This is a genomic window from Dokdonia sp. Hel_I_53, from assembly GCF_007827465.1.
In the GTDB taxonomy this organism is placed as follows: domain Bacteria; phylum Bacteroidota; class Bacteroidia; order Flavobacteriales; family Flavobacteriaceae; genus Dokdonia.
Genome location: NZ_VISL01000001.1, coordinates 827,832 through 844,808 on the forward strand (window position 1 = coordinate 827,832; position 16,977 = coordinate 844,808).

Below are 16,977 nucleotides of genomic sequence, written 5' to 3' on the forward strand. Positions count from 1 at the left end.
TAAAAAACGACAGCACATTGTATGGGCGCATTACAATCCCTCAATAAATATTTTTTAAGATATAAATGGCGACTTATAGGTGGTTTTTTTATAGTAATTGCAGCAAGAGTCTTTGCTGTTTTTAATGTAGATATCGTAGGTGATATAGTCAATGATGTAGAGCAATACATACGTTCTAATGACACAAATTTTTCTGGACTTAAGGCTAGTATGCTTATAAAACTAGGTTTATTACTAGGCGCTGCATTGTTGTCTGGATTTTTTACATTTTTAATGCGACAAATGATTATTGTGGTTTCTCGTTTCATTGAGGCAGACCTCAAAGATGATGTATATGACCAATATCAGCAATTAAGCCTTAGTTTTTACAAAAATAATCGTACGGGTGATCTGATGAATAGGATTTCTGAAGACGTAAGCAAAGTACGGATGTATGTAGGGCCAGCGATCATGTATTTATTACAAGCCTTAGTTCTGTTTGCAGTGGTAATCCCTTATATGGTCCGTATGGCACCATCCCTAGCGGCTTACACATTAATACCGCTTCCCATTTTATCAATCGCAATTTATAAATTGAGTCGTGCGATTCATGTACGCAGTACAATTGTACAGGAGTACCTCTCAAAGCTTACCACATTTACTCAAGAATCTTTCAGTGGCATTTCTGTCATAAAGGCATACACTTTAGAGACTAGTACTTTTAAAGATTTCTCACAGCTGAGTGAAGATAGTAAAGACAAAAACCTAAACCTTGTGAAGGTGCAAGCTTTCTTTTTTCCGCTTATGGTAGGGCTTATTGGGGCGAGTAATCTCATTGTTATTTTTGTAGGTGGACAACAATATATAGATGGAACAATAAAAGAACTAGGAACCCTTGTCGAGTTTATAATGTATGTAAATATGCTTACTTGGCCTGTGGCAACGGTAGGTTGGGTCACCTCAATCATAAAGGCTGCAGAAGCATCACAAATACGAATCAATGAATTTCTAGACATAGAACCAGAGATCAAAAATCCTTCTTTAAAGCCCATCACAATTACTGGAAAAATATCTTTTAAAGATGTTACTTTTAAATATCCAGACACAGGTATTATAGCCTTACAAAAGGTAGACTTCACAGTTCAACCTGGAGAAACGCTTGCTATAATAGGTCCCACAGGCTCTGGAAAGTCTACTATCCTCGAGCTAATAGGCAGACTTTATGATGTCACAAAAGGTACCATACAAATCGACGACATGGCTATGACCGCATTAAATCTTGATAGTTTACGATCAGAAATAGGATATGTACCCCAAGATGCTTTCTTATTTTCTGACACTATAGGAGAGAATATAAAATTTGGTGATACAGAAGCTAGCTATGAAGAAGTAGTGAAATTTGCAAAAGCAGCTTCGGTTCATAAAAATATAGCTGATTTTAAGAATGGTTACGACACGGTATTAGGAGAACGTGGTATCACACTTTCTGGAGGGCAAAAACAAAGAGTTTCTATTGCTAGAGCACTTATAGGAAATCCAAAGATTCTTTTGTTAGATGATTGTTTGAGTGCAGTTGATACTGAGACTGAAGAAGAAATTCTTAACAATCTTGTTCAACTTACAAATAACACTACTACTATTATTGTAAGCCACAGAATATCTTCGGCAAAAAATGCCAGTAAAATTTTAATACTTGAAGATGGAAAAATTACACAACAAGGCACTCATAATCAGCTTATAGAAACAGATGGCTATTACAAAGAACTATATTTAAAACAGCTTGACGAGAAAGAAATTTAAAAAAAAATTGGGCAACGGCTAATTTTTTACCATTTTTGACAAAACAAAACTAACAATTCAATACTATGAGTGATTACGATGGACGTGATAATGAGGAGATTTTTTCAAAAGTATTAAGAGCAGGAAGACGTACCTACTTCTTTGATGTGCGCTCTACAAAAGCTGGAGATTACTACCTCACAATTACAGAAAGTAAAAAGTTTACAAATGATGATGGCTCTTTTCACTTTAAAAAACACAAAATTTACCTTTACAAAGAAGATTTTGCTGGGTTTACAGAAAATCTAGAAGAGATGACCTCTTATATTCTTGACGAAAAAGGAGAAGATGTAATCTCAGAAAGACATCAAAGTGATTATTCTCGATCTCAATCCCCACAAGCTGTTGATAATGGCGCTGTGAGTTCTGAACCACCTACTGCAGAAAAATTTACAGATGTAAGCTTTGATGATATTTAATTAATCCTTAGCTAAGTTCTTATAATCTATATCAAGGTTAAAACTTTTAAACTCAACTATTTTAGTTGAGTTTTTTATTGCGTAAACCCATAAATTGTACCTTTGAAGGAAGAATAAAAACAAACCCTATCATTAAAAATTTATGAAATATCACCTACTATATGCAGTCGCATTTATTTCTCTAAGCTGTGTTGAAAAAACAACAAATAGAGAAACTGAACCTACTACCACTAAAGAAACTACAGAATTATCTGAAGCAGAAAAAATTGCAAATAATAACGGAATAGCAAATTGGGATAAAGTTACCCAGCTAGATTTTACATTTAATGTAGATCGAGGCGGAAAAAACGTAGCTAAGAGGTCATGGTCTTGGAAACCCAAAACTGGTGACGTTACAATGATAAACAACACAGACACTATCACTTATAATAGATCATTAATTGATAGCACTTCTTTACGAGCAGATCAAGGATTTGTAAATGATAAATTCTGGTTACTCGCACCCTATCAACTAGCTTGGGACGAAGGATTAACCATTGAAACTACAGAAGGAGTAACAAGTCCGCTTTCGCGAAAGCAATCAAAAAAACTCACAACTGTCTATTCTAATGATGGAGGATATACACCAGGAGATGCCTATGATTATTTCTACGGTGATGACTATATGATTACAGAATGGGTGTACCGAAGAGGAAACAATCCAGAGCCATCAATGATAACTACATTTGAAGATTATAAAAATATAGAAGGCTTAAACATTGCCACTATGCACAGAAACGAAAAAGACGATTTTAAACTCTATTTTACTGACATTACAGTTATAAAATAATGGAAGCTATTTATAAACTTGCTATAAGCCTCAGAATTAATATTCTTATCATCCTCTGCTTTTGGGCACTTACAACTACACTTTTATACGTCTCTGTCGATGACGTGAACGGATTAGTGAAACTAGCGATTGTATGGATTCCCTCTATTGTAACGGTGATAACCGTATGTCTTTACTATTTATCCAGATTAATTATTAGAAAATATAGCTGGATCATAAGCTTGATTGGTATTATAATTATGTTATATGTTTCGATTCCTGTATTCTTTGGACTTGATAATTAACAACGCTTCCTTAGAGGCAAAGGGTTATATTACAAGTGTTTATCATACAGACTCTTTTAAGAAAGGTTATAATTATTACATTAAAATCTCAAACATAAAAAAAGGAGCTTTTAGCTCCTTTTTCATATTTATAGTTTTTCAACTTAAAACTTAGAAAACAATATTTGAACTGTTAAGTTCTTGCTTATTTCTTTTTTGAAGCAGCTCTATGTCGCTCTCTAGCAAGAAGTGTATTTTTTAAAAGCATGGCGATCGTCATTGGCCCCACACCGCCTGGTACTGGTGTAATAAAAGATACTTTTTTACTTACACCCTCAAAATCAACGTCTCCAGTAATATAATAACCTCTTTCCTTAGTTTCATCTGGAACACGAGTAATACCTACATCAATGATGACCGCATCATCCTTTACCATTTCTGGCTTTAAAAATCCTGGTACTCCAAGAGCTGAAATAATAATATCTGCTTGAGAAGTAATTTGAGTGATGTTCTTTGTATGGCTATGTGTTAGTGTCACAGTTGAGTTGCCTGGGAATCCTTTACGGCCCATTAGTATGCTCATGGGTCTTCCTACAATATGACTTCTACCTATTACAACCGTGTGCTTTCCTTTTGTTTCTACTTCATATCTGTCCAACAATTCTAAAATTCCAAATGGGGTTGCTGGAATAAACGTACTCATATCTAAAGACATTTTCCCAAAATTTGTTGGATGGAAACCATCTACATCCTTATCTGGATCTACTGCTAATAACACCTCTTGAGTATCAATTTGTGGAGGCAAAGGAAGTTGAACGATAAACCCATCAATGTTAGGATCATTATTAAGTTCTTCTATTTTATCCAATAATTCAATCTCGCTAGTTGTATTGGGCATTCTTACCATTGTAGATTCAAAACCTACGCGTTCACAAGCTTTTACTTTACTATTTACATAGGTAAGGGAAGCACCATCATTACCCACAATAACAGCGGCTAGATGTGGCACCTTCTCTCCATTACTCTTCATTCTGTCAACTTCTATTTTGATTTCATTTTTGATATCATTAGAAGTTTTTTTTCCGTCTAAAATTGTCATAGCTATAACTATTTTATTTATACTAATATAAAATTAAAAAAGGCGCCTATAATTTAGGCGCCTTTTTTAATGTGATTTATTTCATTTGATTCATCATTTGCATCATCTTTCGGCCACCGCCACCCTGCATCATCTTCATCATTTTACTCATTTGATTAAACTGTTTGAGTAACTGATTAACTTGCTGTACAGAGGTCCCAGACCCCTTCCCTATTCTTTTCTTACGACTCGCGTTTATCGTAGATGGATCTGTGCGCTCGCCTGGAGTCATAGAGTGAATAATGGCTTCTATATGTTTAAAAGCATCATCATCAATATCTACATCTTTAAGCATTTTACCAGCCCCAGGGATCATTCCCATAAGGTCTTTCATGTTACCCATTTTCTTTACTTGAGCAATTTGCTTTAAGAAATCATCAAAACCGAATTGATTCTTAGCAATCTTCTTCTGAAGCTTTCTAGCCTCTTCTTCGTCAAATTGCTCTTGAGCTCTTTCTACCAGAGATACAACATCTCCCATCCCTAAGATACGATCTGCCATACGTGATGGATAGAATACATCTATCGCTTCCATCTTTTCTCCTGTACCTATAAATTTAATAGGCTTATCAACAACAGATTTAATAGAAATTGCAGCACCACCTCGCGTATCACCATCTAATTTTGTTAAGATAACTCCGTCAAAATTAAGAATATCATTAAACGCTTTTGCGGTGTTTACAGCATCTTGACCCGTCATAGAGTCAACCACAAATAAAGTTTCTTGCGGCTGGATTGCTTTATGTACATCTGCAATCTCATTCATCATCACCTCATCAACTGCAAGACGACCTGCGGTATCAATAATGACTACGTTATGACCATTCGCTTTCGCGAAAGCAATACCATCTTGAGCAATTTTAACAGGATTCTTCTCATCACGATCAGAATATACATCTACCTTAATTTGATCTCCTACAACATGAAGCTGGTCAATCGCCGCTGGACGATATACGTCACAGGCAACTAATAAAGGTTTCTTAGTTTTTTTGTTTTTTAAGAAGTTAGCAAGCTTACCAGAAAACGTTGTTTTACCAGAACCTTGTAGTCCAGACATCAAAATGACAGAAGGTGTTCCAGAAAGATTGATACCTTCTGCATCACCTCCCATTAATTCGGTAAGTTCGTCCTTAACAATTTTCACCATTAATTGACCAGGTTGTAATGTGGTCAATACGTCAGAACCTAATGCTTTTTCTTTTACACGGTTTGTAAAATCCTTTGCTGTTTTAAAGTTAACATCTGCATCAATTAACGCTCTACGTACTTCTTTTAAAGTTTCGGCAACGTTTACTTCTGTAATACTGCCGTGTCCTTTGAGTACGTGTAACGCTTTATCTAACTTATCACTTAAATTATCAAACATAGTTTATTGCTTATGGTAAAGGTTGCAAATTTAAGGATTTGTAGGGATTATGCAGTAAGAAATTAGCTTTGAAAAGAGGATAAGTTTATAATTAAAAAATTACCGTATTAATGTTCCACAACAGTGCATTAAAAAAGCCTCTCTAAATAAATAGAGAGGCTTGGTATAGAAGTTAAGTTGTAAGAATTACTTCTTGAACTTAGCGTATTTATTTTTGAACTTATCAATACGTCCTGCTGTATCTACAAGCTTAGCTTTACCTGTGTAAAATGGGTGAGACGTTCTAGAAATTTCTAGTTTTATTAAAGGATACTCAGTTCCTTCAACTTCGATTGTTTCTTTAGTCTCTGCAGCAGATTTTGTTAAGAACACCTCATCATTAGACATATCCTTAAATGCTACTACTCTAAAATTTTCTGGGTGTATTCCTGCTTTCATCTTATATAGTACTTAAAATTATTCGATTTTTCGAGGTGCAAATTTACAAAACTTTTAAAAACCGACAACTAATTTTTTTAAAATATTTTTCATTCGACACGAAGTTACAATTTTTAAAGGCACGATGTAACGTTATTGTATATTTGTCTACCAATTAATGATAACCAAAAAATTATATAATATGGATACCAATACAACCTCTACTAAAGATGTAATGCTCAAATATGGTTTACTTCTAGGGATTATTATGATTCTTTTTCAAGTAATACTATATGTAACCAACAATTTCTTAGCACCACATTGGTCGTTAGGCGTTCTAAGCTTTGTTATCATGATTGCAGTTACTGTAATGGGATTAAAAACATTCAAAAAAGCTAATGGGGGCTTTTTGAAACTTGGCCAAGCTTTAAAAATAGGTTTAGGAATTGCATTAATATCTGGGCTAATTGGAGTTGTTTGGACGTTAGTTTTAACACAAGTGTTAGAGCCCAATTATTCAGAACTAGCATTAGGTGTGGTAAGAGATCAAGTGCTAGAGCAATACCCCGATATGACTGAAACTCAAATAGAACAGACATTATCTTTCCAAGAAAATTTTACAAAATTGGGTTTTATGATACCAATTAGTATTTTATTCTCATTATTTTTTGGGTTCATTATTTCCCTTATTGCTGGACTTATTATGCGAAAGGACAATCCATATGCAGACGCATAAAATTTTCATATGCAACTATCCATCATCATACCTCTACTCAATGAAGTAGACTCTTTAAAAGAATTACACCACTGGCTTTCAGATACTCTGGAAGCCAATGGCTTTTCATACGAAGTCATTTTTATAGATGATGGCAGTACCGATGGATCGTGGGAAGTGATTGATACGCTTTCGCGAAAGCATACAGAAGTAAAAGCCATTCGGTTTAATCGTAACTACGGGAAGTCACAAGCATTACACGCAGGGTTTGAAGCAGCCCAAGGTGATGTAATCATTACGATGGATGCAGATTTACAAGACAATCCTGAGGAGATTCCAGAACTCTATAAGATGATTGTAGATGAGAAGTACGACTTAGTATCTGGATGGAAAAAGAAACGATACGATTCTGTAATTGCAAAAAACCTTCCTAGCAAAATTTTTAACGCAGCCGCAAGAAAAACTAGCGGACTCAAATTACATGACTTTAATTGTGGTTTAAAAGCGTACCGAAAAGAAGTGATAAAAACGGTAGATGTATATGGCGAGATGCATCGTTACATACCTGTACTTGCAAAAAACGCAGGTTTTTCTCAAATAGGGGAAAAAGTAGTACAGCACCAAAAACGGAAATATGGTGAGACAAAATTCGGTATGGAGCGTTTCATTAATGGGTTTCTAGACCTACTTACCATCTGGTTTTTAGGTAGTTTTGGAAAAAGACCCATGCACCTCTTTGGCGCACTGGGTGTTCTAATGTCTATTGTAGGGTTTAGTTTTGCAGGTTATTTGGGGGTAGACAAAGTTTTTCTTAATCCAACAGGAAGACTAATTACACAACGACCTCAATTTTATATTGCACTTGTTGCCATGCTCATTGGTGTACAGCTATTTATAGCTGGATTTATAGGCGAACTTATTCTAAGATCTAAAAGAGATAAGCAACGCTATATAATCAAAGAAACACTATAACAACTCACCGAGGGCTATTTGGCTTACGTATTCTAGCATGACGCTGACTGTTATTCCTCCCATAAAATCGTATTTTTGACACTCTCTTAAATAGAAATTTACATGATACATCACGATCCCGTAATTCTTGAAAAAGCTAACACTTGGCTTACAGATACATTTGATGAGAAAACAAAAAATACCATCAAAGAACTTATTGCACATAATCCAGAAGAGCTTGCAGATAGCTTTTATAAAAATCTAGAATTTGGTACGGGTGGAATGAGAGGTGTTATGGGTGTAGGCACCAATCGCATTAATAAATACACTTTAGGAAAAAATACTCAAGGACTTTCTGATTATCTTAAACAACAATTTTTTGGAAAGGCGATTAAAGTTGCGATTGCATACGATTGTCGCCATAATAGCAAAGAGCTGGCACAAGTAGTTGCAGATGTATTTTCAGCTAATGGGATTCAGGTTTATCTGTTTTCTGACCTCCGTCCTACTCCAGAATTAAGCTTTGCAGTGCGTCATTTAGAATGCCAGTGTGGCATTGTACTTACTGCCAGCCACAATCCACCAGAGTATAATGGATACAAAGTCTATTGGGAAGATGGCGGACAATTAGTACCACCTCAAGACGAAGAAATAATTGATGTCATAGAATCTTTAAATTTTAGTGATATCAAATTTGATGGAAATGACTCATTAATAGATCTTATTGACAGCGAAGTAGATCAAGCATTTATAGATGCGAGTGTCGCAAATGTATCTTTCGGTTTATCAAACAAGCAGAAAGAAGACCTTTCTATCGTTTTTACATCATTACATGGCACTTCGATCACTCTGGTGCCAGATACGCTAAAAAAAGCAGGGTATACAAACCTTCACATAGTTGAAGAACAAAAAGAACCTAATGGAGATTTTCCGACTGTAGTTTCTCCTAATCCAGAAGAAACTGCTGCTCTAAAAATGGCGTTAGAATTAGGAGAAAAAGTACACGCAGATATTGTAATAGGTACAGATCCAGATTGTGATAGACTGGGTGTAGCCGTACGAGGAGATGGTGGTAGACTCACTATTCTTAATGGTAATCAAACCATGATCTTAATGACAGATTATCTGGCAGCACGCTTTCGCGAAAGCGAAAATCAGCACCCAGAACCTTTTGTGGGAAGTACTATTGTTTCCACTCCAATGATGGAAGAACTTGCAAGGTCTTACGATGTTGAGTGCAAAGTGGGACTTACGGGCTTTAAGTGGATTGCAAAAATGATTGAAGATTATCCTTCACAGCATTTTATAGGAGGCGGTGAAGAGAGTTTTGGGTATATGGTAGGTGATTTTGTGCGGGATAAAGATGCTGTGACTGCTACCCTACTCGCCTGTACGATAGCTGCCGAAGCAAAATCAAACGGAAAAACACTTTTTGACGTTTTAAAAGAGCTATATCTAAAACATGGGTTTTATAAAGAATCCCTTATTTCGCTTGTTAAAAAAGGTCAGTCTGGTGCTCAAGAAATTAAGCAAATGCTTAAGGACTTACGTTCAAACCCTATGGAGGAAATTAATGGTAGTAAAGTTACTCGTATGGAAGATTACCAAACTTCTATCTCGAAGGATATTGCTACTGGCAAAGAAAGTACTATTGATGTTCCAAAATCTAATGTTCTTATTTTCTATACAGAAGATGGAAGTAAAATAGCTGCAAGACCAAGTGGTACAGAGCCTAAGGTTAAATTTTACATTAGTGTAAATACCCCTCTCAAATCACTAAGTGATTATGAAAAGGTTTCTAATTCATTAGACAAACGTATAGCTCAAATTAAAACAACTTTAGGAGTTTAAATAAATTAAAGATTTCGCGTAAGCGCGGAAACACTCTATGGAATATTTTAAGAAGATTCTTTCTTACGCAATGCCTTACAAATTTTATGGTATTCTCAATATCATCTGTAATGTATTCTATGCACTCTTTAGCACATTAGGCTTTGTAGCACTCATACCAATGCTACAAGTCCTTTTTGATAAAACTAAAATGGTCACTGCTAAACCTGAATGGGATGGTATTCTTAATGCTAAGGACTTTATGGAGAATTCCTTGGGTTACTATGTCACTGAAATTGCTAAAAATGACAAAGAACAAGCGCTTACTCTTATGATTGTTTTCATAATAAGCACCTTTTTACTTAAAAATCTTTTTGGTTATTTTGCTATGTATTTCATCACTTTCTTAAGAAACGGTGTCTTAAAAGATATCCGGAATGCGATGTATGCAAAAATTATTTTGCTACCTGTAGCCTACTTCACAGAAAAACGAAAAGGAGACACGATTGCTCGTGTTACCTCTGATGTTCAAGAAGTACAACATTCATTTTTAAGCATTCTAGAGCTTATTGTACGTGAACCTCTCACTATCATTTTTGCACTTACGGCAATGTTCTTGTTAAGTCCACAGCTAGCTGTATTTGTCCTTACATTTATACCTATAATGGGTTTTTTAATTTCTTTAGTAGGTAAACGACTTAAGAAAAAATCTGATCGTGTACAGCGTGAGCAAGGAGAACTGCTCTCTAAACTAGAAGAGACCTTAGGAGGCCTCAAGATTGTAAAAAGCTTTAATGCAGAACAAAGGTTTCAAAGAAGTTTTGAAAATAGTACAAAACGATACAATGACTTTGCAAATAGTCTCATGCAACGACAAGCTCTTGCCTCACCTATCAGTGAATTTTTAGGCATTGTCGTAATAGGTATTTTACTATGGTTTGGTGGTAATATGGTGCTCACGAAAGGAACTTTAGACGGCCCTACTTTTATTGCGTTTATGGGACTAGCCTATGGAATTCTCACTCCTGCAAAAGCCTTTTCTAAAGCTAGTTATAGTGTAAAACGCGGTAATGCCTCTGCACAGCGAATTTTAGAAATTTTAGAGACAGATAATACTATTGCAGATAAAGAAACTACAATACCTGTGCATGGTTTTGAGAGTGCCATTGCGCTCTCTAATATCTCATTTAAGTATGAAGATCAATTAGTCCTTAAAAATTTTAACCTCACCGTACCAAAAGGAAAAACCATAGCGCTAGTGGGTCAATCTGGCTCCGGAAAAAGCACAATTGCAAATTTATTAACCCGCTTTTATGATGTGGTCGATGGAACTATTACTCTTGATGGGGTTGATATTAGAGATATGTCATTAAATAATCTTAGAAAGAATATTGGTATTGTTACTCAGGACGCAATTCTTTTTAACGATACGTTGAGAAGCAATATGATTGTAGGAAAAGAAAATGCTACTGATGAAGAGATTATCGATGCTCTTAAGATTGCAAATGCTTGGGAATTTGTAAAGGAATTGCCTAACGGACTAGATACAAACATAGGCGACAGTGGTAATAAGCTAAGTGGAGGTCAAAAGCAACGCTTATCTATTGCTCGAGCGGTTTTAAAGAATCCGCCAATAATGATTTTAGATGAGGCAACCTCTGCACTAGATACCGAAAGTGAACGACTCGTACAGAAAGCTTTAGAAAACATGATGAAAAATAGAACGTCTATTGTAATCGCACATAGACTTTCTACCATTCAAAATGCAGATACGATTGTTGTCATGCAAAGAGGGGAAATTGTAGAACAAGGAAGGCATCAAGAATTATTAGATAAAAAAGGTGTTTATCACAAATTGGTAGCCATGCAATCTTTTGAGTAAATGTTTAATCTTTAATGATAATAACACTTGCGGTTACGCCGGTTGCTAAATTCCAAATATTTGAAGAAATTACATTGCGCTTATCATCATACATAATAAATTGCGCTGTATTAGGCCCTGAGCTTCCTTGGTTCAGTGCGGTGATATCAATTTTATTGAAGCCTTTTTTTAGATCTATGTAAAAGCCTCTAAATTCTCCAGAAAGCCATACATTAGGATTTATGATCGTATCATTAATTGTAACACTTACCCGGTCTCCATCAACATATTGATGGTCTCGATATACAAAATTTACAAATTTAGATCCGCTACGGAACTCTCCGAGATTCTGATCCTTATAAAACTCTGGTGATAGCTCAACATCTTTCCTTTGAGTTACTGCATCTTTATTCATTTTTTTCTCTAATGCAGTATAGTCTTTTTTTGCAAAATCGTTTCCTTCTACAAAGCGTATCGTCCTTTTTTCTTTTGCCGTAAATGGGTCGGAAAGTTTCATTTTACTATCAAAAAATAAGGTCCCGGATTTTATTCTAGTATCTTGCTTTTTATAATCAAAGGGAGCGACTTGCACCTCTTGAGGCACTTTATTAATCTCTTTTCCTTTTATCTCAATAGAAGCACTTGGCAAGTCTACCTGTGCTATAGCTTTAGGTAAACCCACAAATAATAAGAGTAAGTAAAATACGCCTAGGCGAAGTAAAATTTTAATTTTCAATGGGGTTAATTTTCAAAAAATAGCTTTTAATAGATCTCATAAAACAGAAATCGTACCATAATTGATGTACGCTTTCGCGAAAGCGTAATTACACTATACACCTTCTCATCAAATATAAAATATTTATATCTCTTGGTTTGGACAGCAGAATAATAAAATAGGTTTAATCACTAGTTCAAAGAAATAAATCCTCATGGATTGCGTTCAAAAAATATCAATCTAAACGAAAAACTATGAAACATTATTTAATATTAACTGTGCTTACGTTATGCACGCTGTTAACTTCCTGTAGTTCAAGAGATGATGACGGAGGAGGCTTGTATGGGATTGACTGTCTCAATCTAGGAACCCAAGAACTTGATGTTACTATACAGGAATCATTTACGACTCTACCATCAAAAGTTTCTGTTTTCTTTAAAGTTAATGATCAAAATGGAAATGCAGTGCCAGGGCTTACTCCCTCTAATTTTACAATTTTTGAAAAAGGGCGTAATGATGATTGTTACAATGAGATATCCAGCTCTGAGGCTTCTGGTACTATATCTCCAAACGCACAAATCTTTTCAAACAATACGTTTCTTGTATTAGATCTAAGCAACAGTGTTCTAAGTACCAGCCTTGATGAACTCAAACAAGCATCAAGCAATTTTATATCTAATGTAATGCCAGCAATTCCTTCAGACTCTTTCAAAATGGGCATTTATTGGTTTGATGGAGAGGACGTATTACACGAATTGCAGCCACTCACCACAAGCGCAACAACACTACAGCAAGCAATAGATGGTATAGATACTTCTATAAGTAATGATCCCTCTACAGATCTTTATGGTGCGGTAATAAAAGCCACAGAAATTGCAGAAGGTGTATTAGATTCTTTTGATGATCAAGACTTATTTGCTGCTGCTTCTATTGTATTATTTACAGATGGTACAGATCAAGCAGCCAGATATACAGAGGTACAAGCAATTGCTGCCGTTAATGAAGCTGATGAAGATTTAAGCTTTTTTACTATTGGACTTGGCTCTGAAATAGATGAGGATATTCTCTCTGATATTGGTCAAACAGGTAGCGCCTTTGCTACAAGTGCTCAAGATCTTGAAACTGTTTTTAATGATATATCAAATGGTGTTGCGGGACAAGCTAATAGTTTTTATCTATTTGAATATTGTAGCCCTAAGCGTGACGGAAGTGGCAATAATAACTTAGTTATACAAGTAGTGGATGGTGATAGAGATGGTGTTGTACAAACATCTTTTGATGCACAAGGGTTTACTGGCGGGTGTAACTAAGTTTTAAACATCACCTTAGAATTGCTTCCATTTCTAGAATGCAGTACTGTATATAGTCTTATAACCTTATTTTGGGTGCTTTTATCGAAGTGTGCAAATAGGTTTATATTTGTTGCATGTATGTAAGCGATTCAAATATAAAACACACTTTAGAAGATGTTTACATATTAGACATTGGTACCTTTTATTTTTTTGAAAAATTTGTAATATCTGAGTTCAACGAAGGAGTTACAGTAAACTGGGAGTCTGTACAAGAGATTTTGACTATAGCAGAATCTCACTATGGTGTAGATTCTAAATTGTTTTACATATCAAACCGAATTAATTCCTATTCTTTGTATCCGCAGGATTGGCTTAAATTTTTTAAAGTGAGAAATTATATTCATGCCCTTGCCATTGTTACGTATCGTCCTATTGAGAAGACGAATATTTTATTAGAGAAATTATTCTTTAAGAATAATATTAAAAAGTTTAATAGTCTTACACTTGCTATAGACTGGGCGATGGAAGCACAAAATTCTTATCAAAAAAAGTCAGTTACTTAAAAACAGAATCAATTATAGGAGATCTGTAATAATTAATTCCTAAAACATCCATGCGACTATAGTGATTTTGCAGGCGTTTTTTATAATCAAGCCAACTTGCAGTATTCACATTGCTTTTGGACCAACCCAATTCTGCATGACCTATCACTCTAGGGAAAGCTAAATACTCTAAGTCACTAGTAGTTACAACTGTTTCTGACCACAAGGGAGATTCTATTCCAAGAATTTGAGATTCATGTGCTTTTGGAAATATAGTAGAAGGATTCCACAAATAAGCGCTATCTACTTCAATTGTTCCAGCCCATGTAATGCCTATTTTTGATTCTTTGGAATACTTCATATCTAGGTAGGCATGCTTTGCAGGTGACAGGACAACCTTTGCTCCCTGTACTATTCCCTGTCTGGTAATTTTTTCTGATGTCCAATGCTGTAAAATATACGTACTATCAACACCAGCGCTTTGAATATCTTCCCAACCCATTACCTTTTTATCATATTTCGCCACGATACCAAAAGCCCTTTTTAGAAATATTTTATAATCTTTTAATGTAGTTGAGTGCGATTCATCACCTCCTAAGTGGATATATTTTCCTGGAGTCATCGCCGCAACTTCTCTTATTACATCATCAACAAAAGTATAGGTGATTTCTTTTTCTACACATAAACTACTAAATCCCACACGCATTTTTGTATACATTTCTGGAGCTATATTAGTACAGTTAAGTTCTGCATATGAAGCTAGGGCGGCATTTGTATGGCCTGGCATGTCTATTTCTGGGATGACAGTGATAAATCGAGATTTTGCATAGGAAACAATTTCCTTATAATCTTCTTGAGTATAAAAACCACCTATATCTCCACCTACTGCAGAGCTTCCTCCTATCTCAGTGAGTTTTGGCCAAGATTTTATTTCAATACGCCACCCTTGATCATCTGTTAAATGCAAATGAAGTGTGTTTATTTTATAAAATGCAATTTGATCTATAAGTCTTTTAACTTGAGCTACAGTAAAAAAATGCCTAGCAACATCAAGCATCATTCCTCGATATTCATATCTAGGGGCATCAATGATTTTGATACCAGGGACAGTTAAACTATCTAATTTATTCCCTGCTATTATAGCATTAGGAAGTAATTGTTTTATGGTTTGTAAACCACGGTAGAGTCCTTGTGGTTCTGATGCAGCTAGAGAAAGATGCATTTCATTTACATCTAAAACATAACCCTCTGGTGAGGATATACTATCATTTGAAACTAAATTAAATGACACCGTATTATCTTTAGTTTTAGAATTTTTATCTAGGTTTAGTGGAAACGGTGTTGTTTTTAAGAGTTTCTTAAATTGAGAAATCACTTCCTTAGCTTTACCCTCACTGTTTGTTTGAAGTGTGGTTTCCTCGTCAAAAAGAAATCCATACGTTTGTTCCTGAACACTCTCTGGCTTAGGTATGAGAAATGTACTATTAAGATTTGTAATTACTAGTGGCTTTTCTTTTTTGCAGGAGACTAATACTAATGTTAACAGTATAAAAATGATTCTCATATTTTGTAATTAATTAAGTTGATAATAACCACACTTAAGATAAGCTCCCTCTGGGAAAGTGATAGGATGATCTATATCGTGGTATGTTTTTTCTAATGTTTTAAAAGCTCTGCCAGCTTTTACAATATTCTGTTCTGATATATCAAAAAATGTTTGTGAGGAGATACGAGATGAGCAAGAGGCTAATACAAGTAAGCCTCCTGTAGATGTTAATTTTGCCCCAAGCTGAGCTAACCTTGAATAACTATTTTTTGCTGTAGGAATCTCTTTTGCGCTCTTTGCAAAACTAGGAGGATCAATTACAACTATTTGATAGGTTTTACCTTCTTCTATCAACTGCTGGAGACCTACAAAGGCATCTATTGCAATGGTTTTATGCTGTCCCTTATGTTTGTTGAGTTTCCCATTTTGAACCGCCACCTGTAGAGCCTGACTACTTATATCTAAACTAGTAACCTCATTTGCTCCTCCTGCTAGTGCGTGTACAGAAAATCCACCTGCGTAACTAAAAACATCTAAAACCGTTATCCCTTGAGATAACAGACCTACTTTCCTTCTGTTCTCTCTGTGGTCTAAAAAGTAACCTGTTTTATGACCGTAGATAACATTTGCAGAAAATCGTACTCCATGTTCTTTAAAAAATACAACTTCGTTTTTTAAATTTCCGTGAAGGACATCTCCATCTCTAAAATTATGGTCTTTTGATTTTGAAACATTGCGACTTAGTCGTAGGACCATTGTCTCAGTTTTTGATTTGTTTATTAAAAGAGGTAAAACAACTTCGAGATAGGGAAGCCAGATTGTACTATACAACTTTACTACTAGTATATTATCATATACATCTGCAATAAGACCTGGAAAATTATCGTTTTCCCCATAAATAAGTCTATAGCTATTAGTATCTGTTTTTAATAATTGATTACGAAGTTTAAAGGCATTTTCGATTTTTAAGTGAAAAAAATCTTTATTAATTTGAGCAGGTGTATTACTTAAAATTTTAATTCTAATAGGTGACTCAGGGTCGTAAAGACCTATCGCAAATACCTTGTCCGTACGAGTATCAAAAAGAATAGCCAGATCTCCAGCTCTTCCGTCCTTACTTATTTTTAGTATACTATTTTCAAAAACCCAAGGGTGACCTTGTTTCACAAGCTTTTCTGCTTTCGAGGTGAGTTTTATGGCAAGACGCTGTGTTTGTATTTTTGGTAATACGATCATTTGTAGCTTTACTTTCTATGAGCGAAGATACTTCTTGAA

General features: G+C 35.1%; 16 protein-coding genes. 10 read left to right on the forward strand and 6 right to left on the reverse strand.

Going from position 1 to position 16,977, the window contains the following annotated elements:
- The first annotated feature begins 21 nt into the window (after positions 1-21).
- The 4 genes from OD90_RS03615 (at position 22) to OD90_RS03630 (ending at position 3,350) form a co-directional block, all read left to right on the forward strand.
- Entirely contained in the window at positions 22-1,779 is a 1,758-nt protein-coding gene (locus OD90_RS03615; RefSeq protein ID WP_144666699.1) for an ABC transporter ATP-binding protein, read from the forward strand.
- Between the two features lie 65 nt (positions 1,780-1,844).
- Positions 1,845-2,237, forward strand: a complete 393-nt coding sequence (locus OD90_RS03620) for a PUR family DNA/RNA-binding protein (protein WP_144666702.1) — start codon at positions 1,845-1,847, stop codon at positions 2,235-2,237.
- Positions 2,238-2,379: 142 nt separating this feature from the next.
- Complete coding sequence (locus OD90_RS03625) at positions 2,380-3,066, forward strand: hypothetical protein (RefSeq protein WP_144666705.1); 687 nt, start codon at positions 2,380-2,382, stop codon at positions 3,064-3,066.
- A complete protein-coding gene (locus OD90_RS03630) occupies positions 3,066-3,350 on the forward strand; it encodes a hypothetical protein (protein ID WP_144666708.1) in 285 nt (94 codons plus the stop codon). Before OD90_RS03625 ends, OD90_RS03630 begins: the two co-directional genes overlap by 1 nt.
- 184 nt (positions 3,351-3,534) lie before the next feature.
- On the opposite strand, the gene OD90_RS03635 is transcribed toward OD90_RS03630, so the two are convergent.
- The 3 genes from OD90_RS03635 to OD90_RS03645 all read right to left on the reverse strand — a co-directional run bounded on the left by OD90_RS03635 (position 3,535) and on the right by OD90_RS03645 (position 6,271).
- The gene (locus OD90_RS03635; RefSeq protein ID WP_144666711.1) at positions 3,535-4,428 is read right to left on the reverse strand and encodes a bifunctional 5,10-methylenetetrahydrofolate dehydrogenase/5,10-methenyltetrahydrofolate cyclohydrolase; all 894 of its coding nucleotides are present in this window, start codon (positions 4,426-4,428) and stop codon (positions 3,535-3,537) included.
- A gap of 76 nt (positions 4,429-4,504) precedes the next feature.
- Complete coding sequence (ffh, locus tag OD90_RS03640) at positions 4,505-5,833, reverse strand: signal recognition particle protein (protein WP_144666714.1); 1,329 nt, start codon at positions 5,831-5,833, stop codon at positions 4,505-4,507.
- A gap of 186 nt (positions 5,834-6,019) precedes the next feature.
- Positions 6,020-6,271 carry a type B 50S ribosomal protein L31 gene (locus OD90_RS03645; RefSeq protein WP_144666717.1) on the reverse strand — a complete coding sequence of 84 codons (252 nt, stop codon included), beginning with the start codon at positions 6,269-6,271 and terminating at the stop codon, positions 6,020-6,022.
- A gap of 181 nt (positions 6,272-6,452) precedes the next feature.
- On the opposite strand from OD90_RS03645, the gene OD90_RS03650 reads away from it, so the two are divergent.
- The 4 genes from OD90_RS03650 (at position 6,453) to OD90_RS03665 (ending at position 11,628) form a co-directional block, all read left to right on the forward strand.
- Positions 6,453-6,986: a DUF4199 domain-containing protein gene (locus tag OD90_RS03650; protein WP_186434706.1), complete on the forward strand. Its 534-nt coding sequence runs from the start codon at positions 6,453-6,455 to the stop codon at positions 6,984-6,986.
- A gap of 9 nt (positions 6,987-6,995) precedes the next feature.
- Positions 6,996-7,937 carry a glycosyltransferase family 2 protein gene (locus OD90_RS03655; protein ID WP_144666723.1) on the forward strand — a complete coding sequence of 314 codons (942 nt, stop codon included), beginning with the start codon at positions 6,996-6,998 and terminating at the stop codon, positions 7,935-7,937.
- 102 nt (positions 7,938-8,039) lie between these two features.
- Entirely contained in the window at positions 8,040-9,767 is a 1,728-nt protein-coding gene (locus tag OD90_RS03660; RefSeq protein WP_144666726.1) for a phospho-sugar mutase, read from the forward strand.
- A gap of 37 nt (positions 9,768-9,804) precedes the next feature.
- Complete coding sequence (locus tag OD90_RS03665; RefSeq protein WP_144666729.1) at positions 9,805-11,628, forward strand: ABC transporter ATP-binding protein; 1,824 nt, start codon at positions 9,805-9,807, stop codon at positions 11,626-11,628.
- Positions 11,629-11,632: 4 nt separating this feature from the next.
- Here the strand turns inward: OD90_RS03665 and OD90_RS03670 are convergent, their stop codons facing one another.
- The gene (locus tag OD90_RS03670; protein WP_144666732.1) at positions 11,633-12,343 is read right to left on the reverse strand and encodes a hypothetical protein; all 711 of its coding nucleotides are present in this window, start codon (positions 12,341-12,343) and stop codon (positions 11,633-11,635) included.
- A 233-nt stretch (positions 12,344-12,576) separates the two neighbouring features.
- On the opposite strand from OD90_RS03670, the gene OD90_RS03675 reads away from it, so the two are divergent.
- Both OD90_RS03675 and OD90_RS03680 read left to right on the forward strand, forming a co-directional pair.
- Complete coding sequence (locus OD90_RS03675; RefSeq protein ID WP_144666735.1) at positions 12,577-13,632, forward strand: vWA domain-containing protein; 1,056 nt, start codon at positions 12,577-12,579, stop codon at positions 13,630-13,632.
- A 116-nt stretch (positions 13,633-13,748) separates the two neighbouring features.
- Entirely contained in the window at positions 13,749-14,177 is a 429-nt protein-coding gene (locus OD90_RS03680) for a hypothetical protein (protein WP_144666738.1), read from the forward strand.
- Here OD90_RS03680 and OD90_RS03685 read toward each other — a convergent pair.
- Together OD90_RS03685 and OD90_RS03690 are read right to left on the reverse strand one after the other, a co-directional pair.
- On the reverse strand, positions 14,170-15,720 hold the full coding sequence (locus OD90_RS03685) for a family 20 glycosylhydrolase (RefSeq protein WP_144666741.1): 1,551 nt from the start codon (positions 15,718-15,720) through the stop codon (positions 14,170-14,172). The two genes, OD90_RS03680 and OD90_RS03685, sit on opposite strands and share 8 nt — an antisense overlap.
- A 9-nt stretch (positions 15,721-15,729) precedes the next feature.
- Complete coding sequence (locus tag OD90_RS03690) at positions 15,730-16,938, reverse strand: class I SAM-dependent rRNA methyltransferase (RefSeq protein ID WP_144666744.1); 1,209 nt, start codon at positions 16,936-16,938, stop codon at positions 15,730-15,732.
- Positions 16,939-16,977: the final 39 nt, after the last annotated feature.